This is a genomic window from Pantoea sp. alder81 (assembly GCF_020179835.1).
GTDB lineage: Bacteria > Pseudomonadota > Gammaproteobacteria > Enterobacterales > Enterobacteriaceae > Pantoea.
Map to the genome: position 1 here is coordinate 94,457 of NZ_JAIUDA010000008.1, position 24,524 is coordinate 118,980.

General features: G+C 55.0%; 22 protein-coding genes and 1 riboswitch. Of the genes, 9 read left to right on the plus strand and 13 right to left on the minus strand.

Annotated features, from left to right (window positions below; all coding sequences use genetic code 11):
* Nucleotides 1-48 precede the first annotated feature (48 nt).
* From parE to nudF, 5 genes are read right to left on the minus strand one after another with little or no spacing between them, the layout of a single operon-like run.
* Nucleotides 49-1,944, minus strand: coding sequence for a DNA topoisomerase IV subunit B (gene parE / locus LBW88_RS19840; protein WP_224933900.1), 1,896 nt, complete (start codon nucleotides 1,942-1,944; stop codon nucleotides 49-51).
* Nucleotides 1,945-1,991: 47 nt separating this feature from the next.
* On the minus strand, nucleotides 1,992-2,573 hold the full coding sequence (gene yqiA, locus LBW88_RS19845) for an esterase YqiA (RefSeq protein ID WP_224933901.1): 582 nt from the start codon (nucleotides 2,571-2,573) through the stop codon (nucleotides 1,992-1,994).
* A 3-nt stretch (nucleotides 2,574-2,576) separates the two neighbouring features.
* Nucleotides 2,577-3,404, minus strand: coding sequence for a 3',5'-cyclic-AMP phosphodiesterase (cpdA, locus tag LBW88_RS19850; protein WP_224933902.1), 828 nt, complete (start codon nucleotides 3,402-3,404; stop codon nucleotides 2,577-2,579).
* A 37-nt stretch (nucleotides 3,405-3,441) separates the two neighbouring features.
* Nucleotides 3,442-3,867, minus strand: a complete 426-nt coding sequence (locus LBW88_RS19855; RefSeq protein ID WP_224933903.1) for a DUF1249 family protein — start codon at nucleotides 3,865-3,867, stop codon at nucleotides 3,442-3,444.
* A complete protein-coding gene (gene nudF / locus LBW88_RS19860; RefSeq protein WP_224933904.1) occupies nucleotides 3,864-4,499 on the minus strand; it encodes an ADP-ribose diphosphatase in 636 nt (211 codons plus the stop codon). The genes LBW88_RS19855 and nudF overlap by 4 nt, the downstream gene beginning before the upstream one ends.
* A 212-nt stretch (nucleotides 4,500-4,711) precedes the next feature.
* On the opposite strand from nudF, the gene tolC reads away from it, so the two are divergent.
* The 3 genes from tolC to LBW88_RS19875 all read left to right on the plus strand — a co-directional run bounded on the left by tolC (nucleotide 4,712) and on the right by LBW88_RS19875 (nucleotide 8,186).
* Nucleotides 4,712-6,184, plus strand: coding sequence for an outer membrane channel protein TolC (tolC, locus tag LBW88_RS19865; RefSeq protein WP_224933905.1), 1,473 nt, complete (start codon nucleotides 4,712-4,714; stop codon nucleotides 6,182-6,184).
* 140 nt (nucleotides 6,185-6,324) lie between these two features.
* Nucleotides 6,325-7,014 carry a DUF1190 family protein gene (locus tag LBW88_RS19870; RefSeq protein WP_224933906.1) on the plus strand — a complete coding sequence of 230 codons (690 nt, stop codon included), beginning with the start codon at nucleotides 6,325-6,327 and terminating at the stop codon, nucleotides 7,012-7,014.
* Nucleotides 7,015-7,022: 8 nt separating this feature from the next.
* A complete protein-coding gene (locus LBW88_RS19875) occupies nucleotides 7,023-8,186 on the plus strand; it encodes a glutathionylspermidine synthase family protein (RefSeq protein WP_224933907.1) in 1,164 nt (387 codons plus the stop codon).
* A gap of 37 nt (nucleotides 8,187-8,223) precedes the next feature.
* Here LBW88_RS19875 and ygiD read toward each other — a convergent pair whose 3' ends face one another.
* Both ygiD and ribB read right to left on the minus strand, forming a co-directional pair.
* Nucleotides 8,224-9,009 carry a 4,5-DOPA dioxygenase extradiol gene (ygiD, locus tag LBW88_RS19880; RefSeq protein ID WP_224933908.1) on the minus strand — a complete coding sequence of 262 codons (786 nt, stop codon included), beginning with the start codon at nucleotides 9,007-9,009 and terminating at the stop codon, nucleotides 8,224-8,226.
* Nucleotides 9,010-9,229: 220 nt separating this feature from the next.
* A complete protein-coding gene (ribB, locus tag LBW88_RS19885; protein ID WP_224933909.1) occupies nucleotides 9,230-9,886 on the minus strand; it encodes a 3,4-dihydroxy-2-butanone-4-phosphate synthase in 657 nt (218 codons plus the stop codon).
* Between the two features lie 111 nt (nucleotides 9,887-9,997).
* A riboswitch (FMN riboswitch) is annotated at nucleotides 9,998-10,147 on the minus strand.
* Between the two features lie 171 nt (nucleotides 10,148-10,318).
* Between ribB and ubiK the strand changes: the two genes are divergently transcribed.
* On the plus strand, nucleotides 10,319-10,624 hold the full coding sequence (gene ubiK / locus LBW88_RS19890) for a ubiquinone biosynthesis accessory factor UbiK (protein ID WP_034828368.1): 306 nt from the start codon (nucleotides 10,319-10,321) through the stop codon (nucleotides 10,622-10,624).
* Nucleotides 10,625-10,865: 241 nt separating this feature from the next.
* Here the strand turns inward: ubiK and hldE are convergent, their stop codons facing one another.
* The 3 genes from hldE to LBW88_RS19905 all read right to left on the minus strand — a co-directional run bounded on the left by hldE (nucleotide 10,866) and on the right by LBW88_RS19905 (nucleotide 16,619).
* Entirely contained in the window at nucleotides 10,866-12,290 is a 1,425-nt protein-coding gene (hldE, locus tag LBW88_RS19895) for a bifunctional D-glycero-beta-D-manno-heptose-7-phosphate kinase/D-glycero-beta-D-manno-heptose 1-phosphate adenylyltransferase HldE (protein WP_224933910.1), read from the minus strand.
* A 128-nt stretch (nucleotides 12,291-12,418) separates the two neighbouring features.
* Nucleotides 12,419-15,277: a bifunctional [glutamate--ammonia ligase]-adenylyl-L-tyrosine phosphorylase/[glutamate--ammonia-ligase] adenylyltransferase gene (glnE, locus tag LBW88_RS19900; RefSeq protein ID WP_224933911.1), complete on the minus strand. Its 2,859-nt coding sequence runs from the start codon at nucleotides 15,275-15,277 to the stop codon at nucleotides 12,419-12,421.
* 31 nt (nucleotides 15,278-15,308) lie between these two features.
* On the minus strand, nucleotides 15,309-16,619 hold the full coding sequence (locus LBW88_RS19905) for an inorganic triphosphatase (protein ID WP_224933912.1): 1,311 nt from the start codon (nucleotides 16,617-16,619) through the stop codon (nucleotides 15,309-15,311).
* A 204-nt stretch (nucleotides 16,620-16,823) separates the two neighbouring features.
* Here LBW88_RS19905 and LBW88_RS19910 point away from each other — a divergent pair, with 204 nt between their 5' ends.
* Both LBW88_RS19910 and LBW88_RS19915 read left to right on the plus strand, forming a co-directional pair.
* Nucleotides 16,824-17,447 carry a TIGR04211 family SH3 domain-containing protein gene (locus tag LBW88_RS19910; RefSeq protein WP_224933913.1) on the plus strand — a complete coding sequence of 208 codons (624 nt, stop codon included), beginning with the start codon at nucleotides 16,824-16,826 and terminating at the stop codon, nucleotides 17,445-17,447.
* 140 nt (nucleotides 17,448-17,587) lie between these two features.
* Nucleotides 17,588-18,820 (plus strand): multifunctional CCA addition/repair protein, encoded by a 1,233-nt coding sequence (locus LBW88_RS19915; RefSeq protein WP_224933914.1) that lies wholly within the window; start codon nucleotides 17,588-17,590, stop codon nucleotides 18,818-18,820.
* Nucleotides 18,821-18,837: 17 nt separating this feature from the next.
* Here LBW88_RS19915 and bacA read toward each other — a convergent pair whose 3' ends face one another.
* Together bacA and folB are read right to left on the minus strand one after the other, a co-directional pair.
* Entirely contained in the window at nucleotides 18,838-19,656 is an 819-nt protein-coding gene (gene bacA / locus LBW88_RS19920; RefSeq protein ID WP_058959467.1) for an undecaprenyl-diphosphate phosphatase, read from the minus strand.
* Nucleotides 19,657-19,847: 191 nt separating this feature from the next.
* On the minus strand, nucleotides 19,848-20,207 hold the full coding sequence (gene folB / locus LBW88_RS19925; protein WP_224933915.1) for a bifunctional dihydroneopterin aldolase/7,8-dihydroneopterin epimerase: 360 nt from the start codon (nucleotides 20,205-20,207) through the stop codon (nucleotides 19,848-19,850).
* Between the two features lie 107 nt (nucleotides 20,208-20,314).
* Between folB and plsY the strand changes: the two genes are divergently transcribed.
* On the plus strand, nucleotides 20,315-20,914 hold the full coding sequence (gene plsY, locus LBW88_RS19930) for a glycerol-3-phosphate 1-O-acyltransferase PlsY (protein ID WP_034828352.1): 600 nt from the start codon (nucleotides 20,315-20,317) through the stop codon (nucleotides 20,912-20,914).
* Between the two features lie 30 nt (nucleotides 20,915-20,944).
* Here the strand turns inward: plsY and tsaD are convergent, their stop codons facing one another.
* Entirely contained in the window at nucleotides 20,945-21,958 is a 1,014-nt protein-coding gene (tsaD, locus tag LBW88_RS19935; protein WP_224933916.1) for a tRNA (adenosine(37)-N6)-threonylcarbamoyltransferase complex transferase subunit TsaD, read from the minus strand.
* Nucleotides 21,959-22,236: 278 nt separating this feature from the next.
* On the opposite strand from tsaD, the gene rpsU reads away from it, so the two are divergent.
* Together rpsU and dnaG are read left to right on the plus strand one after the other, a co-directional pair.
* The gene (rpsU, locus tag LBW88_RS19940) at nucleotides 22,237-22,452 is read left to right on the plus strand and encodes a 30S ribosomal protein S21 (RefSeq protein ID WP_001144069.1); all 216 of its coding nucleotides are present in this window, start codon (nucleotides 22,237-22,239) and stop codon (nucleotides 22,450-22,452) included.
* A gap of 118 nt (nucleotides 22,453-22,570) precedes the next feature.
* The gene (gene dnaG, locus LBW88_RS19945; protein ID WP_224933917.1) at nucleotides 22,571-24,316 is read left to right on the plus strand and encodes a DNA primase; all 1,746 of its coding nucleotides are present in this window, start codon (nucleotides 22,571-22,573) and stop codon (nucleotides 24,314-24,316) included.
* The last annotated feature ends 208 nt before the right edge of the window (nucleotides 24,317-24,524 follow it).

Below are 24,524 nucleotides of genomic sequence, written 5' to 3' on the forward strand. Positions count from 1 at the left end.
TCCGGGGCTCGCCCTAAATAACAAAGGACGCCGTAGCGTCCTCTGTGATTAAGCTTCCAGGTCGGCGAGATCGCCTTTTTCCTGTAGCCAGTTACGGCGATCTTCAGAACGTTTCTTCGCCAGCAGCATGTCCATCACACGCAGCGTTTGCTCGACGTCTTCATCACTCACCGTCAACTGCACCAGACGGCGCGTGTTAGGATCGAGCGTGGTTTCACGCAGCTGCAGCGGGTTCATTTCACCCAGACCTTTGAAGCGCTGCACGTTCGGTTTGCCTTTCTTGCGCTTCAGCTGCTCCAGCACGCCCTCTTTCTCATCTTCATCTAACGCGTAGAAGACTTCTTTACCGAGATCGATGCGATAGAGCGGAGGCATCGCCACGTACACATGGCCATGCTGCACCAGTGAGCGGAAGTGCTTCACGAACAGTGCGCACAGCAAGGTGGCGATGTGCAAGCCATCGGAGTCCGCATCCGCGAGGATACAGACTTTGCCGTAACGCAGCTGGCTCAGATCTTCACTGTCAGGATCGATACCGATCGCCACCGAGATATCGTGCACTTCCTGCGAGGCCAGCACTTCATCCGAGGACACTTCCCAGGTGTTCAGGATCTTACCTTTGAGCGGCATGATCGCCTGATATTCACGATCGCGCGCCTGCTTGGCGGATCCACCTGCTGAGTCCCCTTCCACCAGGAAGAGTTCGGTACGATTCAGATCCTGTGCGCTGCAGTCTGCCAGTTTGCCCGGCAGTGCCGGCCCGCTGGTGAGCTTTTTACGCACCACTTTCTTGGCGGCGCGCATACGACGCTGGGCACTGGAGATCGCCAGTTCAGCGAGCATTTCAGCGGCTTGCACGTTCTGGTTCAGCCACAAGCTGAACGCATCTTTAACGATAGCCGAGACGAATGCCGCGCACTGACGTGAAGAAAGACGTTCTTTGGTCTGACCGGCAAACTGCGGATCCTGCATTTTTACCGACAGGACATAGGCACAGCGTTCCCAGATATCTTCTGCCGACAGTTTTACACCGCGCGGCAGGATATTGCGGAATTCACAGAACTCACGCATGGCATCCAGCAGACCCTGACGTAAACCATTAACGTGCGTCCCGCCCTGCATGGTTGGGATCAGGTTGACGTAGCTTTCGGTCAGCAGTTCACCGCCTTCCGGCAGCCACAGCAGCGCCCAATCCACCGCTTCTACATCACCGGCAAAGCTACCCACAAAGGCTTTTTCCGGCAAGGTGGGCAGGCCATTGACCGCTTCTGCTAAGTAATCAGAGAGGCCACCATGATAGAGCCACGTTTGTTCGGTATCGTTGACCTTGTCTTTAAACACGATCTCCACGCCCGGACAGAGTACGGCTTTGGCTTTCAGCACGTGCGTCAGGCGTGAAACGGAGAAGCGTGGGCTGTCGAAGAAACTTTCGTCTGGCCAGAAATGGACGCGCGTGCCGGTATTACGCTTGCCAACGGTGCCAGTAACGGTGAGATCCTGCACTTTATCGCCATTTTCAAACGCGATGTCATACACTTCGCCATTACGACGCACGGTGACTTCAACACGTTTTGACAGGGCGTTAACCACCGAAATCCCCACGCCATGCAGGCCGCCGGAGAACTGGTAGTTTTTGTTGGAGAATTTACCGCCCGCATGCAGACGGCATAGAATCAGCTCAACCGCTGGTACGCCCTCTTCCGGGTGAATATCCACCGGCATCCCGCGACCGTCATCAATGACTTCCAGTGACTGATCCGCATGCAGGATCACTTCCACGCGTTTGGCGTGACCGGCCAGCGCCTCATCGACACTGTTATCGATCACTTCCTGGCCCAGATGGTTTGGGCGCGTGGTATCGGTGTACATCCCCGGACGACGACGCACCGGTTCAAGGCCGGTTAAGACCTCAATGGCATCGGCATTATAACTTGATTGGCTCATCGTAACTGTCTGATTAGCAATAGGAATAGGGGTCCATCTCGCAGCAATCAGGGAGCGTTTAATCCCAGAAAATCAATGATCTGCGCAAAATGGCGTTCGAATCCGATATAAGCATGATTGCCACCCTCTTCGACCGTCTGGCGGCATGCGCTGTAGTATTCCAGCGCCTGGCGGTAATCGAGCACTTCATCGCCGGTCTGTTGCAGCAGCCAGAGTAAATCGGGCGCTTCGAGAGGGTCAATCTGCATGACTTTCAGATCGTAAATGTGGCGTGACTCTAACACATATTGCTGGCCGGTGTAGGGATTACGGTTTTCACCGAGGTAATCCACCAGCAGCTCAAACGGGCGTACCGCCGGATTGACCACCACCGCAGGCAGCATAAAGCATTGCGACAACCAGGTAGCGAAATAGCCCCCGAGTGACGATCCTACCAGGCCGAGCGGTTCACCCGCATATTGCATCACCAGTTCTTCCAGCATGCTGGCAGCTTCGGCCGGAAAAGTGGGCAGTTGCGGCACCAGCACGTCGATATGCGGATGCTGTTCCGCCATCCACTGTTGCAGTTCCATGGCTTTGGCCGATTGCGGAGAGCTGTTAAATCCATGCAAATAGATCAGCGCCGCCATTGCTTAGTAACCTTCGGAATCGAGATCGGGACGGAACAGATTGCTTTGCAGTCGATTCACTTCGGTCTCCAGCACGCCGTCGGCTTTGAGGGTTAACCAGCGCCAACCCGGTGCCACGTCATCAATGGCGAAGTTGGTGCAATGCGGTTTGAATTGTACGCAGGTCGAAGGAGAAGCCAGCACGCGACGGCCATGCCAGTCGAGATCCAGCTCCTGATGAATGTGGCCACATACCAGATTACGCGCACGCGGGAAGTGTTGCAGCACCACTTCTAATTGATGGGGATTGCGCAGGCTGTGCTGATCCAGCCAGGTACAGCCGGAAGCAAGCGGATGATGGTGCAGCAGCACCAGCGTATGGCGCTCAGGATGCTTGCGCAGGGCTTTATCCAGCCACTCCAGCTGATACTCGCTCAACATGCCATGCGGCACACCAAAGACCTGGCTATCCAGCAGCACCAACTGCCAGTGTTCACCCAGCAGCACATGTTTATCCGCAGCGATGCCAGCATCGGCGAGCGTATTCACCATGGCGGGTTGAAAATCGTGATTACCCGGCAGCCAGACACACGGCTTCGGCAGGCGTGTAATGCCCGCTACAAAGTGTTGATAAGCTTCGACGGTGTGATCCTGGGCGAGATCGCCAGTGGCGATAATCAAATCATAATCGCGCTGTTGCGCCATGATGGCGTCCAGCACCGCATCAAAACTCGACCAGGTATTTACCCCAAGCAGCGATTGATGTTTTCCTGCAAAAAGATGGGTATCCGTGATTTGTAAAATCCTGATATCGGCCCCATTTGCCGCAGGAAGAGTAAGCAGGCTATCCAAAGCGTTTCCTTTCTCTCCACGCCATAGTTGTATGCTATCAGCAGACCGGCACAGCTACTGCACCGTGCGCCAGACAATAGCGCAACCAATCTGCAAGAAACTGGTTAATCTGATGTTTTTCATCGCGCTGATGCAGTTTTTTATTAGGGTAATCATAGCGCGCTTTGAAACGATAGATCTGCTGAGTGGAACACACTTCAGCGACCATCGCATCATGGTACAGCCGAACGGACATGGATGGCAGACTCCAGTAACTCACTGCCGGAGCCACCTGGCGAATCTCCACCAGCGTGGTATAACGCGTCGACTCCTGAATAGTCAGCTGATAACGAGCGCCGCTCACCTGATAAACCACCGACTCGCCTGCCTCGTCATTACGCGGCAGCAGGCGACGCAGCTGGGCGAAATTGGTTTCGCACAGACGCATCATTTCGGGAAAGTCAGGGGTATAGCGCTGTTTCATTTTAGCTTCCACTCTTGTCGTAGTTTTTCATGGTGCAACGCCAGCCATTGCAGAGCGATGACAGATGCCGCGTTATCAATAATCCCCTCTTCCACCCAGCGATAAGCCTGTTCGCGGCTCACCACATGGACAAGAATATCCTCATTCTCTTCCTCCAGCCCGTGATTTCCCTCTGCCAGGCTGGCATCCACTTCGCCCACCAGCACCGACAAACGTTCAGACGTTCCGCCAGGGCTGGCTAAGTAATTCACTATCGGTTTGACGCGCCCCACCTTGAGGCCCGCTTCTTCTACTGCTTCACGTCGCGCCACATCTTCCGGCGTTTCACCGGGTTCAATGATACCGGCCACCATTTCCAGCAGCCAGGGCGTTGGGCTGGAATCATAAGCCGGGATGCGGATCTGTTCGATCAGCACCACTTCGTCGCGTAAGGGATCATAGGGTAGCAGCACGGCGGCGTGTCCGCGCTCAAAAACTTCGCGTACCACTTCACCGCTCATCTCACCATTAAAGCGGCGATGACGGAAACGGTAGCGGACGATGGAAAAAAAACCATCGTAGCGTGTATCGCGTGCAATAATTTCTACATCGTTTTTTGTGAAAGTCACAGGGGATTTTTTTTCACTCGCCATCATCTGGTTCCTTATGCAGATTGGGATGGAGCGAAGAAAAGCCAAACCTGGTGCTCCGTCCGAGTGGTTCTTTCTGAATTATTTACGTAAATTAGGGGAAGAAGGCACGTTCAGCCAACTTATCTCTGACGCCGCCTCTGTAGAATCGGCGATTATTTTTTGGCTTACCTGCAGCACTACCAGTGCAATTTGCTGCAACAAAAGGAATGCAAATGAAAAAACTGCTCCCACTTTTTATTGGGTTGAGCCTGGGCGGGTTTAGCCTTGCCAGCCAGGCAGAGAACCTGTTGCAGGTTTACCAGCAGGCGCGCCTTAGCAACCCGGATCTGCGTGCTTCAGCCGCTGACCGTGATGCAGCCTTTGAGAAAATTAACGAAGCGCGTAGCCCTTTACTGCCACAGTTAGGTCTGGGCGCAGATTATACCTATAACAACGGCTACCGTGACAGCAGCGGTCTTCATTCCAACACGACCAGCGCTTCACTGCAATTAACACAAACCATTTTCGATATGTCGAAATGGCGTGCGCTGTCACTGCAGGAAAAAACCGCCGGGATTCAGGATGTCACCTATCAGGTTGCACAACAGGATCTGATTCTGAATACCGCAACTGCGTATTTCAACGTGTTGAAGGCGATTGATACCCTTTCTTACACAGAAGCGCAGAAACAATCGATCTACCGTGAACTGGATCAAACCACCCAACGCTTCAACGTGGGCCTGGTGGCGATCACTGACGTGCAGAACGCCCGTGCGCAGTACGACAGCGTGTTGGCTAACGAAGTGACCGCGCGCAATAACCTTGATAACGCGGTGGAATCGCTGCGTCAGATCACCGGTATGGATTACCTGGCACTGGCGTCACTGAATATCGATCGTTTTAAAACCGCACGTCCTGATGCCGTTGCAACGCTGTTGAAACAGGCGGAAAGCCGCAACCTCAACCTGTTATCTGCACGTTTGAGCCAGGATCTGGCGCGCGAGCAGATTCGCTCTGCGGAAACCGGCCATATGCCAACGCTGGATCTGACTGCCTCCACCGGTATGTCTAACAGCAAATATGGCGGTAGCCGTGCGAACCAGAGTTCTGGCACCACGGATTCCATCACTGGTTCTAACCAGGTTGGCCTGAGCTTCACCATGCCACTGTACAGCGGTGGTTCGGTGACCTCGCAGGTGAAACAGGCGCAGTACAACTTTGTCGCCGCCAGCGAGCAGCTGGAAGGTGCACATCGTAGTGCGATCCAGACCGTGCGTTCTTCCTTCAACAACGTCAATGCGTCGATCAGCAGCATTGATGCTTACAAGCAGGCCGTTGTCTCTGCACAGAGCTCATTGGATGCAATGGAAGCCGGTTATCAGGTGGGTACCCGTACCATCGTTGATGTGCTGGATGCGACCACGACTCTGTTCAACTCCAAACAGCAGCTTTCTGATGCGCGTTACAGCTACCTGATCAACCAGCTGAACATCAAATATGCGCTGGGTACGCTGAATGAGCAGGATCTGCAATTGCTGAACAGCTCGCTGGGCAAAGAAATCACCACTGCACCTGAAATGGTCGCGCCGGAGAACAGCCAGCAGGCTTCACGTGTGGATAATGGTCCGAAAACCACTGCCCCGTCAGCCGCTGCGAAAGCACGCCCGGCTGCCGCTCACAGCAGCGGAAATCCTTTCGGTAATTAATCCCTAAGGGGCCGCTTGCGGCCCCTTTCGCATTCAAACGTATAACAACGTAAAGATCCCCCAGCCATCCGGCTTCTCGCTTCATTTTCCACCACTCATCACCTATTCTAAGCCCCACCTTTGGGCACAGGATGAAAATAATGAAACGGACTAAACATATTCGTCATGCCGCTTTTCGTAAAAGCTGGCAGGCACGCCATTTAACGCCAGTTGCACTCGCGGTGACCGCGGTGTTTATGCTGGCTGGCTGCGAACAGAGCGATGAAACTGTCTCGATGTATCAAAATGCGGATGATTGCGCGAAAGCTAACCCAAGCCAGAGCGCGCAATGTACCACTGCTTATAACGATGCGAAGAAAGAAGCCGAACGCACCGCACCGAAGTACGCTACGCGTGAAGATTGCGTTGCAGAGTTCGGTGAAAATCAGTGCCAGCAGACACCGGCTCAGGCAGGCGTAGGCACCACCAACAATGCCGAAGCGCAGCAGAGCGGTAGCTTCTGGATGCCATTGATGGCCGGTTACATGATGGGTCGTATGATGGGCGGCGGCGCGGGCTTTGCGCAGCAACCGTTGTTCTCTCCGAAAACGCCGAACAGCCCGGCTAACGGTCAGTTTGTCGATGCTTCAGGCAAAAACTACGGCACCGCAACATCAGGCCGCAGCATGAACGTGCCGAAAACGGCGATGGCGCCAAAACCGGCGACCACTTCCACCATCACCCGTGGTGGCTTCGGTGAGACCGTTGCGAAACAAAACACCATGCAGCGCAGCAATGCCACCAGCACCAATCGCAGCAGCACTGGCAGCAGCCGCTCGATGGGAGGCTAAGCCGCAGTATGCAACGTATTGCTATCAGCGAACGCCCGGACTGGCGCGAAAAAGCCAACGAATACGGCTTCCAGTTTCACACCATGTACGGCGAACCTTACTGGTGTGAAGACGCTTATTACCAGTTCACGCTGGCACAGGTTGAGCAATTAGAAGATACCACCGCTGAACTGCATCAGATGTGTCTGCAGGCGGTGGAAAAAGTGGTGAACAGTGATGAACTGCTCACCCGCTTCTGCATTCCTAAACATACCTGGGAATTCGTGCGTGACTCGTGGAAACTGCGCCAGCCGTCGCTCTACTCTCGTCTGGATTTAGCCTGGGACGGCAAAGGCGATGCTAAGCTGCTGGAGAACAACGCCGATACACCGACCTCTCTGTATGAAGCGGCCTTTTTCCAGTGGATCTGGCTGGAAGATCAAGCCAGGGCGGGCAACCTGCCGCAAGGGAGTGACCAGTTTAATAGCCTGCAGGAAAAGCTGATTGAGCGCTTTGCGGCGCTGCATCAGGAGCACGGTTTTAACTTGCTGCACTTTGCCTGCTGCCGTGACACCGAAGAAGATCGCGCCACCGTGCAGTACATGCAGGATTGCGCCACCGAAGCCGGTTTGCCGAACGAATTCCTCTATATCGATGAAATTGGATTGGGTGAAAGAGGACAGTTTACCGATCAGCACGATCAGGTGATCAGCAACCTGTTTAAACTCTATCCATGGGAATTCATGCTGCGCGAAGTGTTCTCTACCAAGCTGGCCGATGCCGGTGTGCGTTGGTTAGAACCGGCGTGGAAAAGCATTATCTCGAATAAAGCGCTGCTGCCGCTGCTGTGGGAGATGTTCCCTGATCATCCCAACCTGCTGCCCGCTTACTTTGCCGATGATAAAAATGCCCCGCAAATGGACAAGTACGTGGTGAAACCGCTGTTTTCACGTGAAGGTGCCAATATTCGCATCATCGAAAACGGTCAGGAGATCGCCAGTGCAGAAGGTCCGTACGGCGAAGAAGGGATGATCATTCAGCAGTTCTATCAATTGCCGAAGTTCGGCGACAGCTACACCTTGATCGGTAGCTGGCTGATTGACGATCAACCTGCTGGCATCGGCATTCGTGAAGATCGCGCGCTGATCACTCAGGATCTGTCACGCTTCTACCCGCATACCTTTATCGAATAAATTCTGTGCCGCCCGTGAGACACGGGCGGCCAGCGCGTTAACTCACCTGCACCGAAAGCATACTGATAGCGCCCATCTCCATCCCTTCCACCGGAATGCTGATCGACTCCTCATAGGCACGTGCGCCGAGGATATACAGCAGCGGCAGATAGTGCTCTGGCGTTGGGTTTGAGAGTTCTGCGCCCTCGTGCTGCAGATAATTCACCAACGGATGATCCGCTGCATCACCGGCAAAGCTCAAGTTCTCACGCACAAATTCATTGAAGCTTTCGGCCCACGGATAGCTTGTTGCCGCACCCTGCCAGCGCAGCATCCGCAAGTTATGTACCACGTTACCGCTGGCGACGATCATCACTCCTTCGTCACGCAGCGCCGCCAGTTTACGACCTAATTCGAAGTGCCACTCTGCCGGTTTCGTAGCATCAATACTCAACTGCACCACCGGGATATTAGCCTCCGGGTACATTTTCGCCAGCACGCCCCACGATCCGTGATCAAATCCCCACTCCTGATCAGCATGGACGTCAATCGGTGCCAGCAGATCGATCACCTGCTGTGCCAGCTCTGGTGAACCTGGCGCCGGATAGCGCACATCAAACAGCGCCTGCGGAAAACCACCAAAGTCATGAATGGTGCGCGGATTATTCATGGCCGTCACCGCCGTACCACGTGTGTACCAGTGCGCCGACACCGCCAGAATGGCGCGCGGACGTGGCAATGTTGCCCCCAGATGCTGCCATGCGCGGGTATAAGTATTGTCTTCCAGTACGTTCATCGGGCTGCCGTGACCTAAGAACAGGGCGGGCATACGGGTGTGGCTCATGATGGTTCCTCTGACGAAAGTGTCGCTTTATTAGCCGTTACGATACGCGCTTTCGTGCCGGGATTAACGCTGATAACTGTGATGATCTCTATCAGGGAATTTGAATAAGAATTTGCGGGGCAGATAAGTGACGATGATGGGGTTTTAAAGAGGCATTTTCGCGCGAAAAAAATCCGCAGCCTGTAAAAACCGCGGATCTTTTGATGACGATAACTGAGACTTAGCTTGCCTGACGCGTTTCGCGCTCGCGGCGATAAGCCACCAGATCTTCAATCGTGACCACCGGCATATCGTGTTGTTTGGCAAACACAATCGCCTCTGGCGCGTGCGCCATGCTGCCATCATCGTTGGTCAATTCGCACAGCACACCTGCGGACTTGAAGCCCGCCAGCGTCACCAAATCGATGGTCGCTTCAGTATGTCCACCGCGCGTCAGCACGCCGCCTTCACGGGCGCGCAGCGGGAAGACATGGCCAGGACGATTCAGATCGCTCGGTTTAGCGCCATCAGCAACGGCGGCACGAATGGTGGTAATGCGGTCTGCGGCAGAAACGCCGGTGGTGACACCTTCCGCCGCTTCAATGGTCACGGTGAAGCCGGTGCCATAGGAACTGGTGTTGGTTTCTACCATCATAGGTAGATCCAATTGCTGGCGGCGTTCTTCGGTGATGCACAGGCACACAATGCCGCTGCCGTGGCGAATGGTCAGCGCCATTTGCTCTACGGTCATAGTCTCGGCGGCAAAGATCATGTCGCCTTCGTTTTCACGATTTTCATCGTCGAGCACCATCACACCGCGACCGTTGCGCAGCGCATCAATGGCGCGTTCTACACGCTGTTCCGGCGTGCCAAATTCAGAAAGAAGCGTCTGATTCATGGTAAAAAACCTTATAAAAAATATATGAGTTACCAGAACCAGGGCGTGCTTAGGAGTGCGCAAATAATACACATGGCAAAAACGTGACGCGGGCGTAAGCCCGGCTGATGTCGTTACCCTCTCCCATCCGGACTCTAACCGTCGGCCCCGGAATTACACCGGGTCTGCTGACCTTTCACTTTGCAGCGAAAGCGCTCGCGGGCTTTCAGCCGAAACTGATTTACCGCCGGTGGGGAATTTCGCCCCGCCCTGAGAATAAGCGAGGTCACTATAACGCCAATCATCTGGACGGGCAATCGACAAAAGTGCAAATGCTTTTGCATTTACTGCGATGCGGAATTCAGGTTTAACCTTTTCGATTCAGGCATTACACTTAACCTTTGTTGAGTCGGAACACGTGCTGTTATCAGCCACCGCAACCAGGAAATCATCATGATCGACACGAAAAAAATTGAACAACTGGCTCGCCAGGTCCATGAAGCCATGCCAAAAGGGATTCGCGACTTTGGCGACGATGTCGAAAAGAAAATTCGTCAGGTGCTGCAGGCGCAGTTAACCCGCATGGATTTGGTGAATCGTGAAGAGTTTGATGTGCAGACGCAGGTACTGCTGCGCACGCGTGAGAAGCTGGCCGCACTGGAACAGCGCCTGGCAAAACTGGAGAGTGAGAGCCCTGCTGCACCGGCGCCTGCGGTGGTGACACCGGATCCGGCGGGTAAGATCGACACTCCGCAGTAAATAACTGACTCGCTGGGCGTATATCGCTCGCAAGCATTCGCTGAGCGTACATTGCTCACAGACAATAACAGGCGGCCTTTTGGTCGCCTGTTTAGTCAGAATACGTTTGCTTTGTCGCTCGCCGTTAGCGACTGCGAATCGCCTGGGAACTCAATGCTTGCCGTTAATGGCTACGAATCATTTGAAATCCCAGTGCTCGCTTTTAGTGACAGCGAACCATCTGGGATCTCAATACTCGCCGTTAGTGGCTGCGAATCGTCTTGATGATGTTAGAGGTGGAGATACCGTCTTCAAAGTTCAGCACACGCACGTCACCGCCGTTCGCCCAAACCTCTTTACTGCCCGCGATATCTTCCGGCTTGTAATCACCGCCCTTCACCAGCAAATCTGGCAATACACCCGCAATCAAACGCTGCGGCGTGTCTTCTTCAAACAGCACCACCCAATCCACCGCTTCCAGCGCACCCAGCACGATCATGCGGTTTTCCTGCGGGTTAACCGGACGGGTTTCACCTTTCAGACGTTTGGTTGAAGCATCGCTGTTCACCGCCACAATCAGGCGATCGCCCAGCTTACGTGCGTTGGCCAGATAAGAAACGTGGCCCGCATGCAGGATGTCGAACACGCCGTTGGTCATCACCACCTTCTCACCGCGCTGACGTGCCAGCGCCACAGCAGCTTTCAGCTCAGCTTCGGTCATCACACCAAATCCGCTATCCGGACGGGCGTGAATTGCATTTTCCAGCTCAACGGTGCTCACGGTTGACGTCCCGAGTTTACCGACCACTACGCCGGCTGCTGCATTGGCGAGGAAACAGGCTTCTTCCAGGCTATCGCCCGCTGCCAGCACGGCGGCCAGCACGCCAATCACCGTATCGCCTGCGCCGGTGACGTCATACACTTCCTGCGCTTGCGTTGGCAGATGTACCGGCGCTTTGCCTGGTTGCAGTAACGTCATGCCGTTTTCAGAACGGGTGACCAGCAGCGCAGAGAGTTCATAATCAGCGATCAGCTGCATGCCGCGGCTGACAATCTCTTCCACGGTTTTGCATTTACCCACCACGGCTTCGAATTCCGACAGGTTAGGCGTCAGAAGCGTAGCACCACGATAGCGCTCGAAATCGGTGCCTTTCGGGTCGATCAACACCGGCACGTTGGCTTCACGCGCCAGCTGAATCATAGTCTGCACGCTGCTTAACGCGCCTTTGGCGTAATCTGACAGCACCAATGCACCGGCCTGTGCCAGCGATTGACGCATACGATCGTGGATCGGCTGCGGATCAACCTGCTCGAATCCTTCTTCGAAGTCGAGGCGGATCAACTGCTGGTTACGCGAAAGCACACGCAGTTTGGTGATGGTTGGATGGCTTTTCACCGCGACAAAATCACAATCAACTTTGACCTTTTCCAGCGTCTCACTCAGCACACGTGCCGCATCATCTTCACCGGTCAGGCCAATCAAACGCGAGCCAGCGCCGAGTGCAGCAATGTTCATCGCCACGTTTGCCGCGCCGCCTGGACGCTCTTCGATGGTATCGACTTTCACCACCGGCACCGGGGCTTCAGGCGAAATACGGCTCGTTGGGCCATACCAGTAGCGATCTAACATGACATCGCCAACAACCAGCACAGCGGCTTTGCCAAAAGCGGGCAGCGTTACTTTCATTCCAAAGACTCCAGACTACGGTCAAAATTATGCGCGGATAATAACATACCCCGGTGATACTTCGAGCCACAGGAGCGTGGACTGCACGCCTTCCTGTACGCCGAATAATTATGGGGTAAAGCGTTGTTTTACGCTTCCGCGCTATCAGATTCGGTGGCAGCCAGCCAGCGTTGCCAGCTGCTATGCACGGCAGCACGCTCCGCGGCAAAAGATTCCGGCGCGACATGCCCAGGAAGCTCCTGCAATGCCAGATGATGCAATGCATCACGCAACGTGACGTAAGCATGCGTTAGCGCCTGCGCTTCTTCTGCATCCATGATTTCCTGACGCGCCATCAGCTCAAAAATACGCACATTGTCTGACCAGCGCGTCAATGCGGGCTGTTCGGCCGCGTAGCCTAAGACAAGATATTGCGCGATGAATTCAATATCAGTGATACCGCCCTCATCAGTTTTAATTTCCCAGCGGCCTTTGTGTTTGTTGCTGAGGTGCGCGCGCATTTTCTCACGCATCTCACGCACTTCCTTTTGCAGCACAGGACGCTCACGCGGCAGGCAGAGAATGCCGCGACGAATTTCATTAAAGCGATCGCAGAGCGCCGTCTCACCAAACACAATACGCGCGCGCACCAGCGCCTGATGTTCCCAGGTCCAGGCTTCACTGCGCTGATACTCATCGAAGGCCGCAAAGGTACTGACCAGCATGCCCGCCGCGCCAGAAGGACGCAGGCGTGCATCGACTTCATACAAAATACCGGAGGAGGTACGCGTGCTAAACAGATGCATCACGCGCTGCGCCAGCCGCAGGTAGAATTGGCGGCCATCAATCACGCGCTCGCCATCGGTTTCCGCATCATCCGGACAATCATGCAGGAACACTAAATCCAGATCCGAACTGTAACCCAACTCCCAGCCGCCCAGTTTGCCATAGCCAACCACAGCAAAACCGCGCTCGCTGTCACTGGTGAGATGAGAAGGACGCCCATAGCGCTGCACCATCATCTGCCATGCTTGCTGCACCACCGATTCGATGATGGCTTCTGCCAACCAGGTTAAGTGATCGCTCACTTTCATTACCGGCAGCGTTTCGGCGATGTCGGCGGCGGCAATACGCAGATGCTGCGCCTGCTTGAACTGTCGCAGCGCTTCCAGCTGCTGTTCTTCATCATCGGTAGGAATGCGCAGCAGATACTGGCGCAATTCATCGCGATAGGCATCGGTGGCTGTCGGTTGGTACAGCGTGGCGGGATCGAGCAGTTCATCCAGCAACAGCGGATAGCGTGCCAGCTGGCTGGCGACCATTGGCGAGGCGGCACACAGGCGAATCAGATGGCGCAGTGCGCCGTGATATTCCGTCAGCAGCTCCAGATAAGTGCTGCGGGTCAACACACCGAGCAGCAGCGGCGTCAGGCGCCCGAGCACCACATCGGTGTCTTCGCGCGGACAAACCTCACTCAGCAGACGCGGCATCAATTGATCAAGCGCTAAACGCCCACGCGGCCCGATGGTGCGACGACTGACATCCTGGCGGAAACTGTTGAGCGATTCGTACAGCGCGTGACGTTGCGCTTCATTCAGCTGGGGCACGACAGGAATGAGATCGCTCTCCTCCAGCGTGTCCTGCCACAGGCCAGCAAACTCAGCCAGCTGTGGTTGATCGTCAACGTCTGGCGCGTCATCACCAATCAGTTCATCAAAGATGCTGCGCACGCCTGCCATCTGCTGCTCAAGCTGCGACATCAGCGCATCCCAGTCTGCCGCGCCCATCGCCCAGGCTAAACGCTGGCGATCGAGTGGGTTTTCCGGCAGCGTTTGCGTCTGCTCATCGTTGATGCTTTGCAGCAGGTTTTCCAGACGACGCAGGAACAGATAGGCCCCACGCAGATGTTCCACCTGCGCCGGACTCAGTAATGCCAGTTCACCGATGGCCCGCAGCGTTGGCAGCAGGGAACGGAGTTGAAGTGAGCGCTCACGTCCACCACGGATTAACTGGAACACCTGCACGATAAATTCGGTTTCGCGAATGCCGCCCGCGCCGAGCTTGATGTTGTCTTTCAGGCCGCGACGCCGCACTTCACGCGCAATCATGCCTTTCATGTTACGCAGTGACTGAATCACACTGAAATCGATGTAGCGGCGATAGACGAACGGCCGCAGCATCTGCTGCAACTCCTGGCTCCAGTGACCCTGGTCGTCGCCCATCAGGCGCGCTTTGACCATCGCGTAACGCTCCCAGTCGCGGCCCTGCTCCTGGTAATAATCTTCCAGCGCAGCAAAGCTCAGCACCAGCGGACCGCTGTCACCGAACGGACGCAGCCGCATATCCACGCGATAGACGAAACCATCCACGGTAGGTTGATCCAGCACTTTGATCAGGCGCTGGCCCATGCGGGTAAAGAATTGAGCGTTATCGAGTTCACGACGACCGCCTTGCGTGACGCCATTTTCCGGCCAGGCAAAGATCAGATCGATATCTGAGGAGAAGTTGAGTTCGCCGCCACCCAGCTTGCCCATGCCGAGGATCAGCATGGGCTGCGCTTCACCGGCTTCATTGCAAGGCGTGCCGAAATCGCGGCTGCAATCCTGCCACACCCAATCACGTGCGGCGGCGATGAGGATCTCCGCCAGTGTGCTGAGTTGCGTCAGGCTCTGTTCGGTACTGGCGTGTTGCAGCGCCTGCATCCACGCCATACGCACCAGCATATGACGGCGGAACAGGCGCAGTTCGCGCATCAGGGAAGTTTCATTCTCCACGCCCACCAGCGCCTGATTCAGCCAGGCGCTGTAGTGCTGCCATTCGTCTGGCGCAGGCGGTTGCTGCTGGAGCTGTTGCCACCACTCCGGATGCTGCTGCAGGTTATCAACGATAAAGTCACTAAAGGTCAGCGCGCCCGCCTGTTCTGCCGTAAAGGCGGAAGGCGGCATATTCAGGCGCTCAGCCACTATAGCTAACTGCGCCTGCATCAGCGCCGGTAACGGTAACAACATCTTCCCTCCCTGATTCGATTGTGCGTCCGGCTTAGCGCTTCACTCCGCTATTCAGCCAGAACGGCGATGGCCGAATGGCCAGATTTACCAGTTGAATCAATCCGCGCTCCTGCTGGGTCGCAATCGCATGCTGCAACTCCTGCCAGCCCGACAGCCAGACATTCACCTCATCAGCAGGATAGGCACCCGCCAGCAGATGCACTGCCAGTAGCTGGCGATTCAGGCGCGTGGATTTATCCTGGAATTCGTTGAACAGCTGCACATCGACGAAGGTTTCACGCAGATCGGCGGCAATACGGCTGAGCATGATGTCACTGAAGCGTTTAAACGAACCCTGCAGCTTGGTTTTACTCTTGTCATCCAGCCAGTTCTGCCATTGCGACTCCACCAGCCAGTGAGTAAGTGCTAACTGGGACGCGACTGAAACAGGCGAATAACAGGCCGCTTCCGCAGTGATGTCAGCATCCGCCAGTAGCTCATCCATCTGCGTCAACTTTTGGCGCAGATCGCTGGTGGCTTTACGAGGCACCAAAGCGCCAAACAGGGAGAACGCCTGACGCAGGGTTTCCAGTGCATCCATCAACGCAGATTTGGCGTCCGGATTACCGCGCAACCAGACTTCTTCGTGGTACTGCCACTGATTCAGGCCTGCCGTCATGGCATTGATCATGCCCTGCTCCACTGAGGCTTTGGCGCCGATTTTTTGCAGTGCTAACGCACGCAGCGGACGCGCAGGATTGCCCTGAGCCAGTTGATAACCGCGCGCCGCTTTGCTCAAACTGCCCAGGCGCAGGCCGCCAGAGGTGATCAAGGCTTCGGCGAACTTCAGCATGTCGGCACGCTGGCCGCTTTTCAGCTCCAGCTCGACTTCATACAGTGGCTCACTCAGTTCACCTGCTGCGACGTCTCCGCGATCAAACGCCACTTCAATTTCGCTGTCACCAAACTGTACCAGCCAGGCTTCACGCTGGAAGTGCGTGCTGAACAGCGGTTGCAGACGCTGCTGTAATGCCGCGACATCGGTGCCTTCCGGCCAGATTTCAGCCGGAAGCTGGGCGATATCCAGCGTGGGCTCCGTGAGGTCGACGTTATACTCCGGGCGCTGATGCAGGCCGCCAATGGTTTTTCCGGCGGCCTTTAGCGTCATCTCATAACGCTGATCGACACCGCGGATGCGCAGGCCCATATCCCAACGACGTAACTGATTGTCATCGGTCTCAAAATAGATATTAGTCAGCTCGCGTGCGGCGAAGTGCTGATGTGGCCACGCGGCAAGAGTTTCACCGAGTTTTTCGGCGGCTTGTGGTGTGGCAATGAACTTTAATTCGATTTCGATGGTCATAATTTTTTATTCAATACGCTGCTGGCACTTACGAGTTTAATCTGGCGAAGAGTAATGCACCGGAAGCCCGCTGTCTCCGCTTTCTTGTGCTTTTACGACCCTTTTCGCACCAGATTGAGACCAGGATAGTTCTCATTCAGATTTTTGAGAAGCGTCTCCAGACTGTGCCGGTAATTTTACGCCATTAAGAAAAAACGACATCGAATGAAAAAAATCACACTTGCTGCCCTTTCTTTGCTGGCATTTAGCGCCATCGCCCCTGTTCATGCTGCTGACGAAAAGCGTTACATCTCCGATGAATTATCCACTTGGGTACGCAGCGGCCCGGGCGATCAATATCGCCTGATTGGCAAGCTGAATGCCGGAGAGGAAGTCACTCTGTTGCAGGTCAACAATGATTCCCAATATGGCCAGATTCGTGATGCCGAAGGGAAAACCAACTGGATCCCGCTGTCACAGTTGAGTGCCGATCCCAGCCTGCGCACCCGCGTGCCGCAGCTGGAGCAACAGGTTAAAGATCTCACCGCCAAGCTGGCGAACATCGACAACAGCTGGAATCAGCGCACCTCTGAAATGCAGAACAAAGTGGCGAACAGCGACGGCACCATTGACGGCCTGAAAGCCGAAAATCAGAAGCTGAAGAACGAGCTGATTGTTGCGCAGAAGAAAGTCAGCGCCGCTAACGTCCAGCTGGATGACAAACAGCGCACCATCATCATGCAGTGGTTTATGTATGGCGGCGGCGTGTTGGGTGTTGGCTTGCTGCTTGGTTTGGTACTGCCGCACATGGTGCCACGCCGCAAGAAAAACGATCGCTGGATGAACTAAACCGCCACGCCGATTTGTTCTTTTCTTCAAGGGGATCGTAAGATGCCCCTTTTGGCGTGCCCGATTTTTAGCCAAAGTATGCAACAATAACGCAACATGCGTGCACGGCGCGCAGAATACATTGCCTCTGGAGTAGTTGAGTGAAGACGTTTCTGGTCGGTGGCGCGGTGCGTGATGCCTTACTGCGTTTGCCGGTAAAAGATAGAGATTGGGTGGTGGTAGGCGCGACGCCTGACGCGATGCTGGCACAAGGTTATCAGCAGGTCGGCCGGGATTTTCCGGTTTTTTTGCATCCACGCAGTCGTGAAGAGTATGCGCTGGCGCGTACCGAACGCAAAAATGGCAAAGGCTACACCGGTTTTGTCACACAATTTGCGCCGGACGTGACGCTGGAGCAGGATTTGCAGCGCCGCGATCTCACCATCAATGCCATTGCGCAGGCTGACGACGGCAGCTTAATCGACCCCTATCGCGGTCAGCAGGATCTAGCGAATCGCACCCTGCGCCATGTCTCCGCCGCCTTTAACGAAGATCCGCTGCGTGTCCTGCGCGTGGCGCGTTTTGCTGCTCGCTTTGCCCATCTCAATTTCCGTGTGGCTGATGAAACGCAGGCCTTAATGCGTGAGATGGCGGAGAGCGGCGAGCTGGCTGACCTGACCGCCGAGCGCGTGTGGAAAGAGACCGAGAAGGCGCTGTTAACGCGTAATCCGCAGGTCTTTTTCCAGGTGCTGCGTGACTGTGGCGCATTGCAGGTGCTGTTCCCGGAGCTGGATAACCTTTACGGCATTCCGGCGCCCATCAAATGGCATCCTGAGATCGATACCGGCATACATGCGTTGATGACGCTGACGATGTCTGCCGCGCTGTCCGAGGAATTGGACGTGCGCTTTGCCACGCTGTTCCACGATGTCGGTAAAGCGCTGACGCCTCCCGAGAAATGGCCTAGCCATCATGGCCACGGTTTAGCCGGCGTACCAATTGTCGAAGCGCTGTGCCAGCGGCTGCGCGTGCCCAACCAGGTGCGCGATCTGGCGTTAATCGTCACTGAATTTCACGATATCGTGCACACCATTGAACGTCAGTCAGCGGAGTCATTGGTGGCTCTGTTTGATCGCATTGATGCGTGGCGCAAGCCCGATCGCGTAGAGAAGATGGCGCTAACCAGCGAAGCCGACGCGCGTGGCCGCACCGGAATGGAAAGCCTGGCCTATCCACAAGGCGATTACCTGCGTCAGGCGTTTGCACTGTCTCAGGCGGTGCCGACTAAGGATGTGGTTGCAGCAGGTTTTAAAGGACCGGCCGTGCGGGAAGAGTTGACGCGTCGTCGGGTGATGGCAGTGCAGGAAGGGTTGATCAACGTGCGGCCAGCATAACCGGCCGCACGCCGCGCTTACATGAAGATGGCGTAAACTGCAGCCGCCACGATAAAGCGATAGATAGCGAACGAAACAAACGAGATACGCTTAATCAGTTCCAGGAACACTTTGATCGCCAGCAGAGCCACGATAAAGGCGGTCACGAAGCCGACGGCGAACATCGGGAAATCCTGCATGGTCAGGAAGCCCATGCTCTTGTAGAGATCCAATCCGGTGGCGCCAATCATCATCGGCACCGCAAGGATGAACGAGAACTCCGATGCAGCATAACGGCTCACGCCCATCAGCATACCGCCAGAAATGGTGGCTCCCGAGCGCGAGAAGCCCGGCCACAGCGCCAGACACTGGAAGCAACCGATCATAAACGCCTGACGGTAAGTGATATCATCGATACCCACCGCTTTAGGCTGTTTAGGTTTGAAGTACTCAGCCACCAACAGCAACACGCCACCGACGACCAGCGCGTACATCACGTTAATTGGATTAAACAGGCTTTTGATTTGATCGTGCAGCAGCAAACCAATCACCACCGCGGGAACCATACCTAACAGGATGTGAATCAGCGTCAGTTTCCCGGTTCCGGTGCCTTCATGCGGCTCCTTGCCGAAGTGAATACCAATCAGTCCAAACAGGCGACGCCAGAACATCACCACTACCGCTAAAATTGAACCCAACTGAATGACCACTTCAAAGGTTTCAGCTTTATCACCTTCAAAGCCCAACAGGTGGCCAACGATGATCATATGGCCCGTAGAAGAGACCGGCAGGAATTCCGTGAGGCCTTCCACAACCCCCAGGATTGCAGCAACCCAAAGCTGGTGAATATCTGCCATCAAAATTTTTCCTCTATCCGTTTTAAACAGTAAAAAGGCGGTCGCAAGGTGCTACCGCCTAAAATTATGCCTGCGCCACGCTGAAGGAAACCTTAAGAAAATCGGCAACTTCGCGTCCGTTAGCGCAACGGCCTCAAGTGAGACACACCATAATTTGGTTTGGTTTCATTGTGATGGCAATCACGGATGATTTATTTAGGAATAGTCCCGCGCTCAATACGCACGCCAACGGTCGCTGCCTGGGCCACTGCACCCGGTTTACCCACCCTGATGCGCACGCCCGGCGTTTTGAAACGATTCATCAACAGATCGGCAATTTCTTCGGCCACGCGTTCAACTAAGGCAAACCGCTGGCCCTGCAGATGATTAAGAATAACCTCGGTGACATCGGCATAGCTCAGACAGTCGTTCACATCGTCACTCACCGCGGCACGACGGTTGTCCCACGCCATTTCGACATCGAGCACCAGCTTCTGCTGCATGCCCTGTTCCCAGTCGTAAACGCCAATGGTGGTGAACACGGTGAGTTGTTCTATAAATACGATATCCATGATGTCAGTCTCTGTTTTTGGCTAAGCCGGATACCACTTCCGGCGGATTATGCGTATTATCCACGCTTATCGAGAACAAAACGACCCAAAAGGAACGGTACGAGGCTATGAGTGCTATCGCGCTTGGTATGATTATTTTCGCGTATCTTTGCGGCTCGATTTCCAGTGCGATACTGGTTTGTAAACTCGCGCGTTTACCCGATCCGCGTACTGCTGGCTCCGGCAATCCCGGCGCAACCAATGTGTTGCGTATCGGCGGTAAAGCCGCTGCCGCAGCGGTACTGATTTTCGATGTCGCTAAAGGGATGATTCCGGTGTGGATCGCCTATCTGCTGCACGTCACGCCGATGTATCTCGGCTTAACGGCGATTGCTGCCTGCCTCGGCCATATCTATCCGGTGTTCTTCCGTTTTCGTGGTGGTAAAGGCGTGGCCACCGCGTTTGGTGCGATTGCGCCGATTGGCTGGGATTTGACGGGATTGATGACCGGCACCTGGCTGCTGACGGTGCTGCTGAGCGGCTACTCCTCGCTGGGCGCGATTGTCAGTGCGCTGATCGCCCCGTTCTACGTGTGGTGGTTCAAACCGCAGTTTACCTTCCCAGTTTCGATGCTCTCCTGTTTGATTCTGTTGCGTCATCACGACAACATCCAGCGCCTGTGGCGCGGCCAGGAAAATAAAATCTGGAAGCGGAAAAAGAAGAAATAAAAAAACCGGCGCGATGCCGGTTTTTTCGTTTTAGATGGCGGGCAATTCGGCCAGTGGCCAACGTGGCCGGACGCTGACGCCCAATCCACCGCGCGTACCGCCTTTCAGCCGCACCATGCCAGCATAGGCAATCATCGCGCCGTTATCGGTGCAGAACTCCGGGCGAGCGTAAAACACTTCACCACCGCGCTTTTGCATCATCTCCGCCATGCGCTCACGCAACGTGCGGTTGGCGCTCACACCGCCGGCAATCACCAGGCGTTTAAAGCCCGTTTGCTCCAGCGCGCGCTTGCACTTGATCATCAGCGTATCCACCACTGCATCTTCAAACGCACGTGCGATATCGGCACGCGCCTGCTCATCGCCGTTATGCTCACGAATGGTGTTGGCGGCGAAGGTTTTCAGACCTGAGAAGCTGAAATCCAGCCCGGGGCGATCGGTCATCGGGCGCGGGAATCTGAAACGGCCCGGCGTGCCCTGCTGCGCCATGCGCGCCAGCATCGGCCCACCGGGATAATCCAGACCGAGCAGTTTGGCCGTTTTATCGAAAGCTTCGCCAGCCGCATCGTCAATCGATTCGCCCAGCAAGGTGTATTCACCAATGCCGGTAACGCTGATTAACTGCGTGTGACCGCCGGAAACTAGCAGCGCCACAAACGGAAATTCTGGCGGATTGTCTTCCAGCATCGGCGCCAGCAGATGGCCTTCCATATGATGAACCGGCACGGCAGGGACGTTCCACGCGAACGCCAGCGCACGGCCGATAGTGGCGCCCACTAATAGCGCACCGACCAAACCTGGACCCGCGGTATAAGCCACTGCATCAATTTCTTTTGCTTCCAGCCCGGCTTCTTTCAGCGCGGCCTGAATCAGCGGAACGGTTTTGCGCACGTGGTCACGTGAGGCCAGTTCGGGCACCACACCACCGTAATCGGCGTGCAGTTTGACCTGGCTATATAATTGATTCGCCAACAGACCGGACGCATCGTCATAAATCGCGATGCCGGTTTCATCGCAGGACGTTTCAATACCCAGTACTCGCATAGCTTTTATCACCCTCTTCTTGCGGCGCGCAGTGTAGCACAGGCGAATCACACGCTGGACGACTTTGCCAGGAAAAAGTGTTTTTCTGTCGCACAAAGAGTGCGCTATACTCCACGGCCTGAAAAAACCGGCAGCCGCGATGGCAAATGCCTCTGTTGGTTCTAAATTGTTCATGGTGCTTTACAAGTCAGCTACGGCTGGAGTAAAATGCTGCACCATTTTAAAAGTGCTGGCGCCGCAGTCAGCAGCAAAACCGAATTTATCGAGGTAAGAGTTACATGCCGGTAATTAAAGTACGTGAAAACGAGCCTTTCGACGTAGCACTGCGTCGCTTCAAGCGTTCTTGCGAGAAAGCAGGTGTTCTGGCGGAAGTTCGTCGTCGTGAGTTTTATGAAAAACCAACGACTGAGCGTAAGCGCGCTAAAGCGTCTGCAGTTAAGCGTCATGCCAAGAAACTGGCTCGCGAAAACGCACGCCGCACTCGTCTGTACTAATTTCTTTCGGAAGTTCGCTTCCGCCGCGTGTTAAACGCAGACAGAGTCAAGTAAGAGGCCGTGCTTTCCGAAAGGAAGCGCGGCTTGTTGCCGTTTATGAGCGGAAAAACCGGGGCTTATGGCTGGACGAATTCCACGCGTATTTATCAATGATTTACTTGCCCGCACGGATATCGTGGATCTTATCGATGCCCGCGTTAAGCTGAAAAAGCAGGGTAAGAACTATCACGCGTGCTGTCCTTTTCATAACGAGAAAACCCCCTCTTTCACCGTAAGCGGTGAGAAGCAGTTCTATTACTGCTTCGGCTGTGGCGCCAAAGGTAACGCCATCGATTTCCTGATGAATCACGATCGTCTGGATTTCGTGGAAAGCGTTGAGGAGTTGGCCACGCAACACGGCTTAGAAGTGCCGTATGAAGCGGGCAACGGCCCCAGCCCGATGGAACGTCATCAGCGTCAAAGTCTGTATCAGCTGCTGGAAGGCCTCGACGGTTTCTATCAGCAAAGCCTGCGTAACCCGCAAGCGACATCTGCACAACATTATCTCGCCACGCGCGGTCTCAGCCAGCAAGTGATCGATCACTTTGCGATTGGTTATGCACCAGCAGGTTGGGATAACGCACTGAAGCGTTTTGGTCAGCAGAAAGAAGACCGCGAATCCTTGATGGAAGCGGGCATGCTGGTCAGTAACGATTCCGGCCGCACTTATGATCGTTTCCGCGATCGCGTGATGTTCCCGATCCGCGATAAACGTGGACGCGTGATTGGCTTTGGTGGACGTGTACTGGGCAACGATACGCCGAAGTACCTGAACTCCCCGGAAACACCGATTTTCCATAAAGGCCGTCAGTTATATGGCCTGTATGAAGCGCAAAAGAATCATCCGCAGCCAGCGCGTTTACTGGTTGTAGAAGGCTATATGGACGTGGTGGCGCTGGCGCAATTTGGCATCGATTATGCCGTTGCCTCGCTGGGCACCTCGACCACTGCTGAACACATTCAGCTGCTGTTTCGTTCCACCGATACGGTGATTTGCTGTTACGACGGCGACCGAGCGGGACGCGAAGCCGGTTGGCGTGCACTTGAAACTGCATTGCCTTACATGAATGACGGTCGTCAGCTACGCTTTATGTTTTTGCCGGATGGAGAAGACCCGGACACGCTGGTTCGAAAAGAGGGTAAAGAAGCCTTCGAAGCGCGGATGGAGCAGGCTTTACCGCTCTCCACGTTTTTATTCGACAGCCTGATGCCGCAGGTCGATCTGAGCACACGCGACGGTAAAACCAAGCTGGCAACGCTAGCTTTACCGTTGATAAGCCAGATCCCAGGCGAAACGTTACGTATTTATATGCGTCAAACGTTGGGTAATAAACTCGGCATTCTTGACGATAACCAGTTAGACAAGCTGATGCCGAAGCTGGCAGAGAGCGGCGCAGCGCCAACGGCTCCTCCGTTGAAGCGCACCACCATGCGCGTGTTGATTGCGTTGCTGGTGCAGAATCCGCAATTTGCCGCCATCGTTCCTACGCTGGACGGGCTTGAGCAGTCAAAAATGGCGGGTTTGCCGCTGTTTGTGGAGATAGTCAGTCGTTGTACGGAGAATCCTGGCCTGACGACCGGACAGCTACTAGAGTTATATCGCGGGACAGAATTTAGCCAGCCCCTTGAAACGCTGGCAACCTGGAACCACATGATAGTGGATGAAGAAGCAGAAGCCGTGTTCCAGGATTCACTGGCGAGTCTTTATGACTCAGCCCTTGAACAGCGCCTTGAAGCGCTCATCGCACGCGATCGTACCGAAGGCCTGAGCGCCGCCGAACGCCGCGAATTCTGGGCTTTAAGCCAGGCATTAGCGAAAAAATAAGATTATTACCAGACCAGAACGTTGAAGGCTGTTAAAGCCGCCGTTTTGGTTTGATCGTTCGGTTCGGTTTTAAGCGCACCGTACGAGGGCCGTCGGCGTCGAAGCCAGTTTCGTTACCGCCAGCGCGCAGCAACCGGAGCGTACTGAAGTACGTGAGGATTGCGAGCACTGCCGGGGACGGAAATGGCGAGTAAGCCAGGCCCGAACA

Coding starts and splice junctions, on each gene's coding strand:
- parE (WP_224933900.1), bottom strand. CDS start 1,944: ATGAGCCAATCAAGTTATAATGCCGATGCCATTGAGGTCTTAACCGGC.
- yqiA (WP_224933901.1), bottom strand. CDS start 2,573: ATGGCGGCGCTGATCTATTTGCATGGATTTAACAGCTCTCCGCAATCG.
- LBW88_RS19855 (WP_224933903.1), bottom strand. CDS start 3,867: ATGAAACAGCGCTATACCCCTGACTTTCCCGAAATGATGCGTCTGTGC.
- nudF (WP_224933904.1), bottom strand. CDS start 4,499: ATGGCGAGTGAAAAAAAATCCCCTGTGACTTTCACAAAAAACGATGTA.
- tolC (WP_224933905.1), top strand. CDS start 4,712: ATGAAAAAACTGCTCCCACTTTTTATTGGGTTGAGCCTGGGCGGGTTT.
- LBW88_RS19870 (WP_224933906.1), top strand. CDS start 6,325: ATGAAACGGACTAAACATATTCGTCATGCCGCTTTTCGTAAAAGCTGG.
- LBW88_RS19875 (WP_224933907.1), top strand. CDS start 7,023: ATGCAACGTATTGCTATCAGCGAACGCCCGGACTGGCGCGAAAAAGCC.
- ygiD (WP_224933908.1), bottom strand. CDS start 9,009: ATGAGCCACACCCGTATGCCCGCCCTGTTCTTAGGTCACGGCAGCCCG.
- ribB (WP_224933909.1), bottom strand. CDS start 9,886: ATGAATCAGACGCTTCTTTCTGAATTTGGCACGCCGGAACAGCGTGTA.
- ubiK (WP_034828368.1), top strand. CDS start 10,319: ATGATCGACACGAAAAAAATTGAACAACTGGCTCGCCAGGTCCATGAA.
- hldE (WP_224933910.1), bottom strand. CDS start 12,290: ATGAAAGTAACGCTGCCCGCTTTTGGCAAAGCCGCTGTGCTGGTTGTT.
- glnE (WP_224933911.1), bottom strand. CDS start 15,277: ATGTTGTTACCGTTACCGGCGCTGATGCAGGCGCAGTTAGCTATAGTG.
- LBW88_RS19905 (WP_224933912.1), bottom strand. CDS start 16,619: ATGACCATCGAAATCGAATTAAAGTTCATTGCCACACCACAAGCCGCC.
- LBW88_RS19910 (WP_224933913.1), top strand. CDS start 16,824: ATGAAAAAAATCACACTTGCTGCCCTTTCTTTGCTGGCATTTAGCGCC.
- bacA (WP_058959467.1), bottom strand. CDS start 19,656: ATGGCAGATATTCACCAGCTTTGGGTTGCTGCAATCCTGGGGGTTGTG.
- folB (WP_224933915.1), bottom strand. CDS start 20,207: ATGGATATCGTATTTATAGAACAACTCACCGTGTTCACCACCATTGGC.
- plsY (WP_034828352.1), top strand. CDS start 20,315: ATGAGTGCTATCGCGCTTGGTATGATTATTTTCGCGTATCTTTGCGGC.
- tsaD (WP_224933916.1), bottom strand. CDS start 21,958: ATGCGAGTACTGGGTATTGAAACGTCCTGCGATGAAACCGGCATCGCG.
- rpsU (WP_001144069.1), top strand. CDS start 22,237: ATGCCGGTAATTAAAGTACGTGAAAACGAGCCTTTCGACGTAGCACTG.
- dnaG (WP_224933917.1), top strand. CDS start 22,571: ATGGCTGGACGAATTCCACGCGTATTTATCAATGATTTACTTGCCCGC.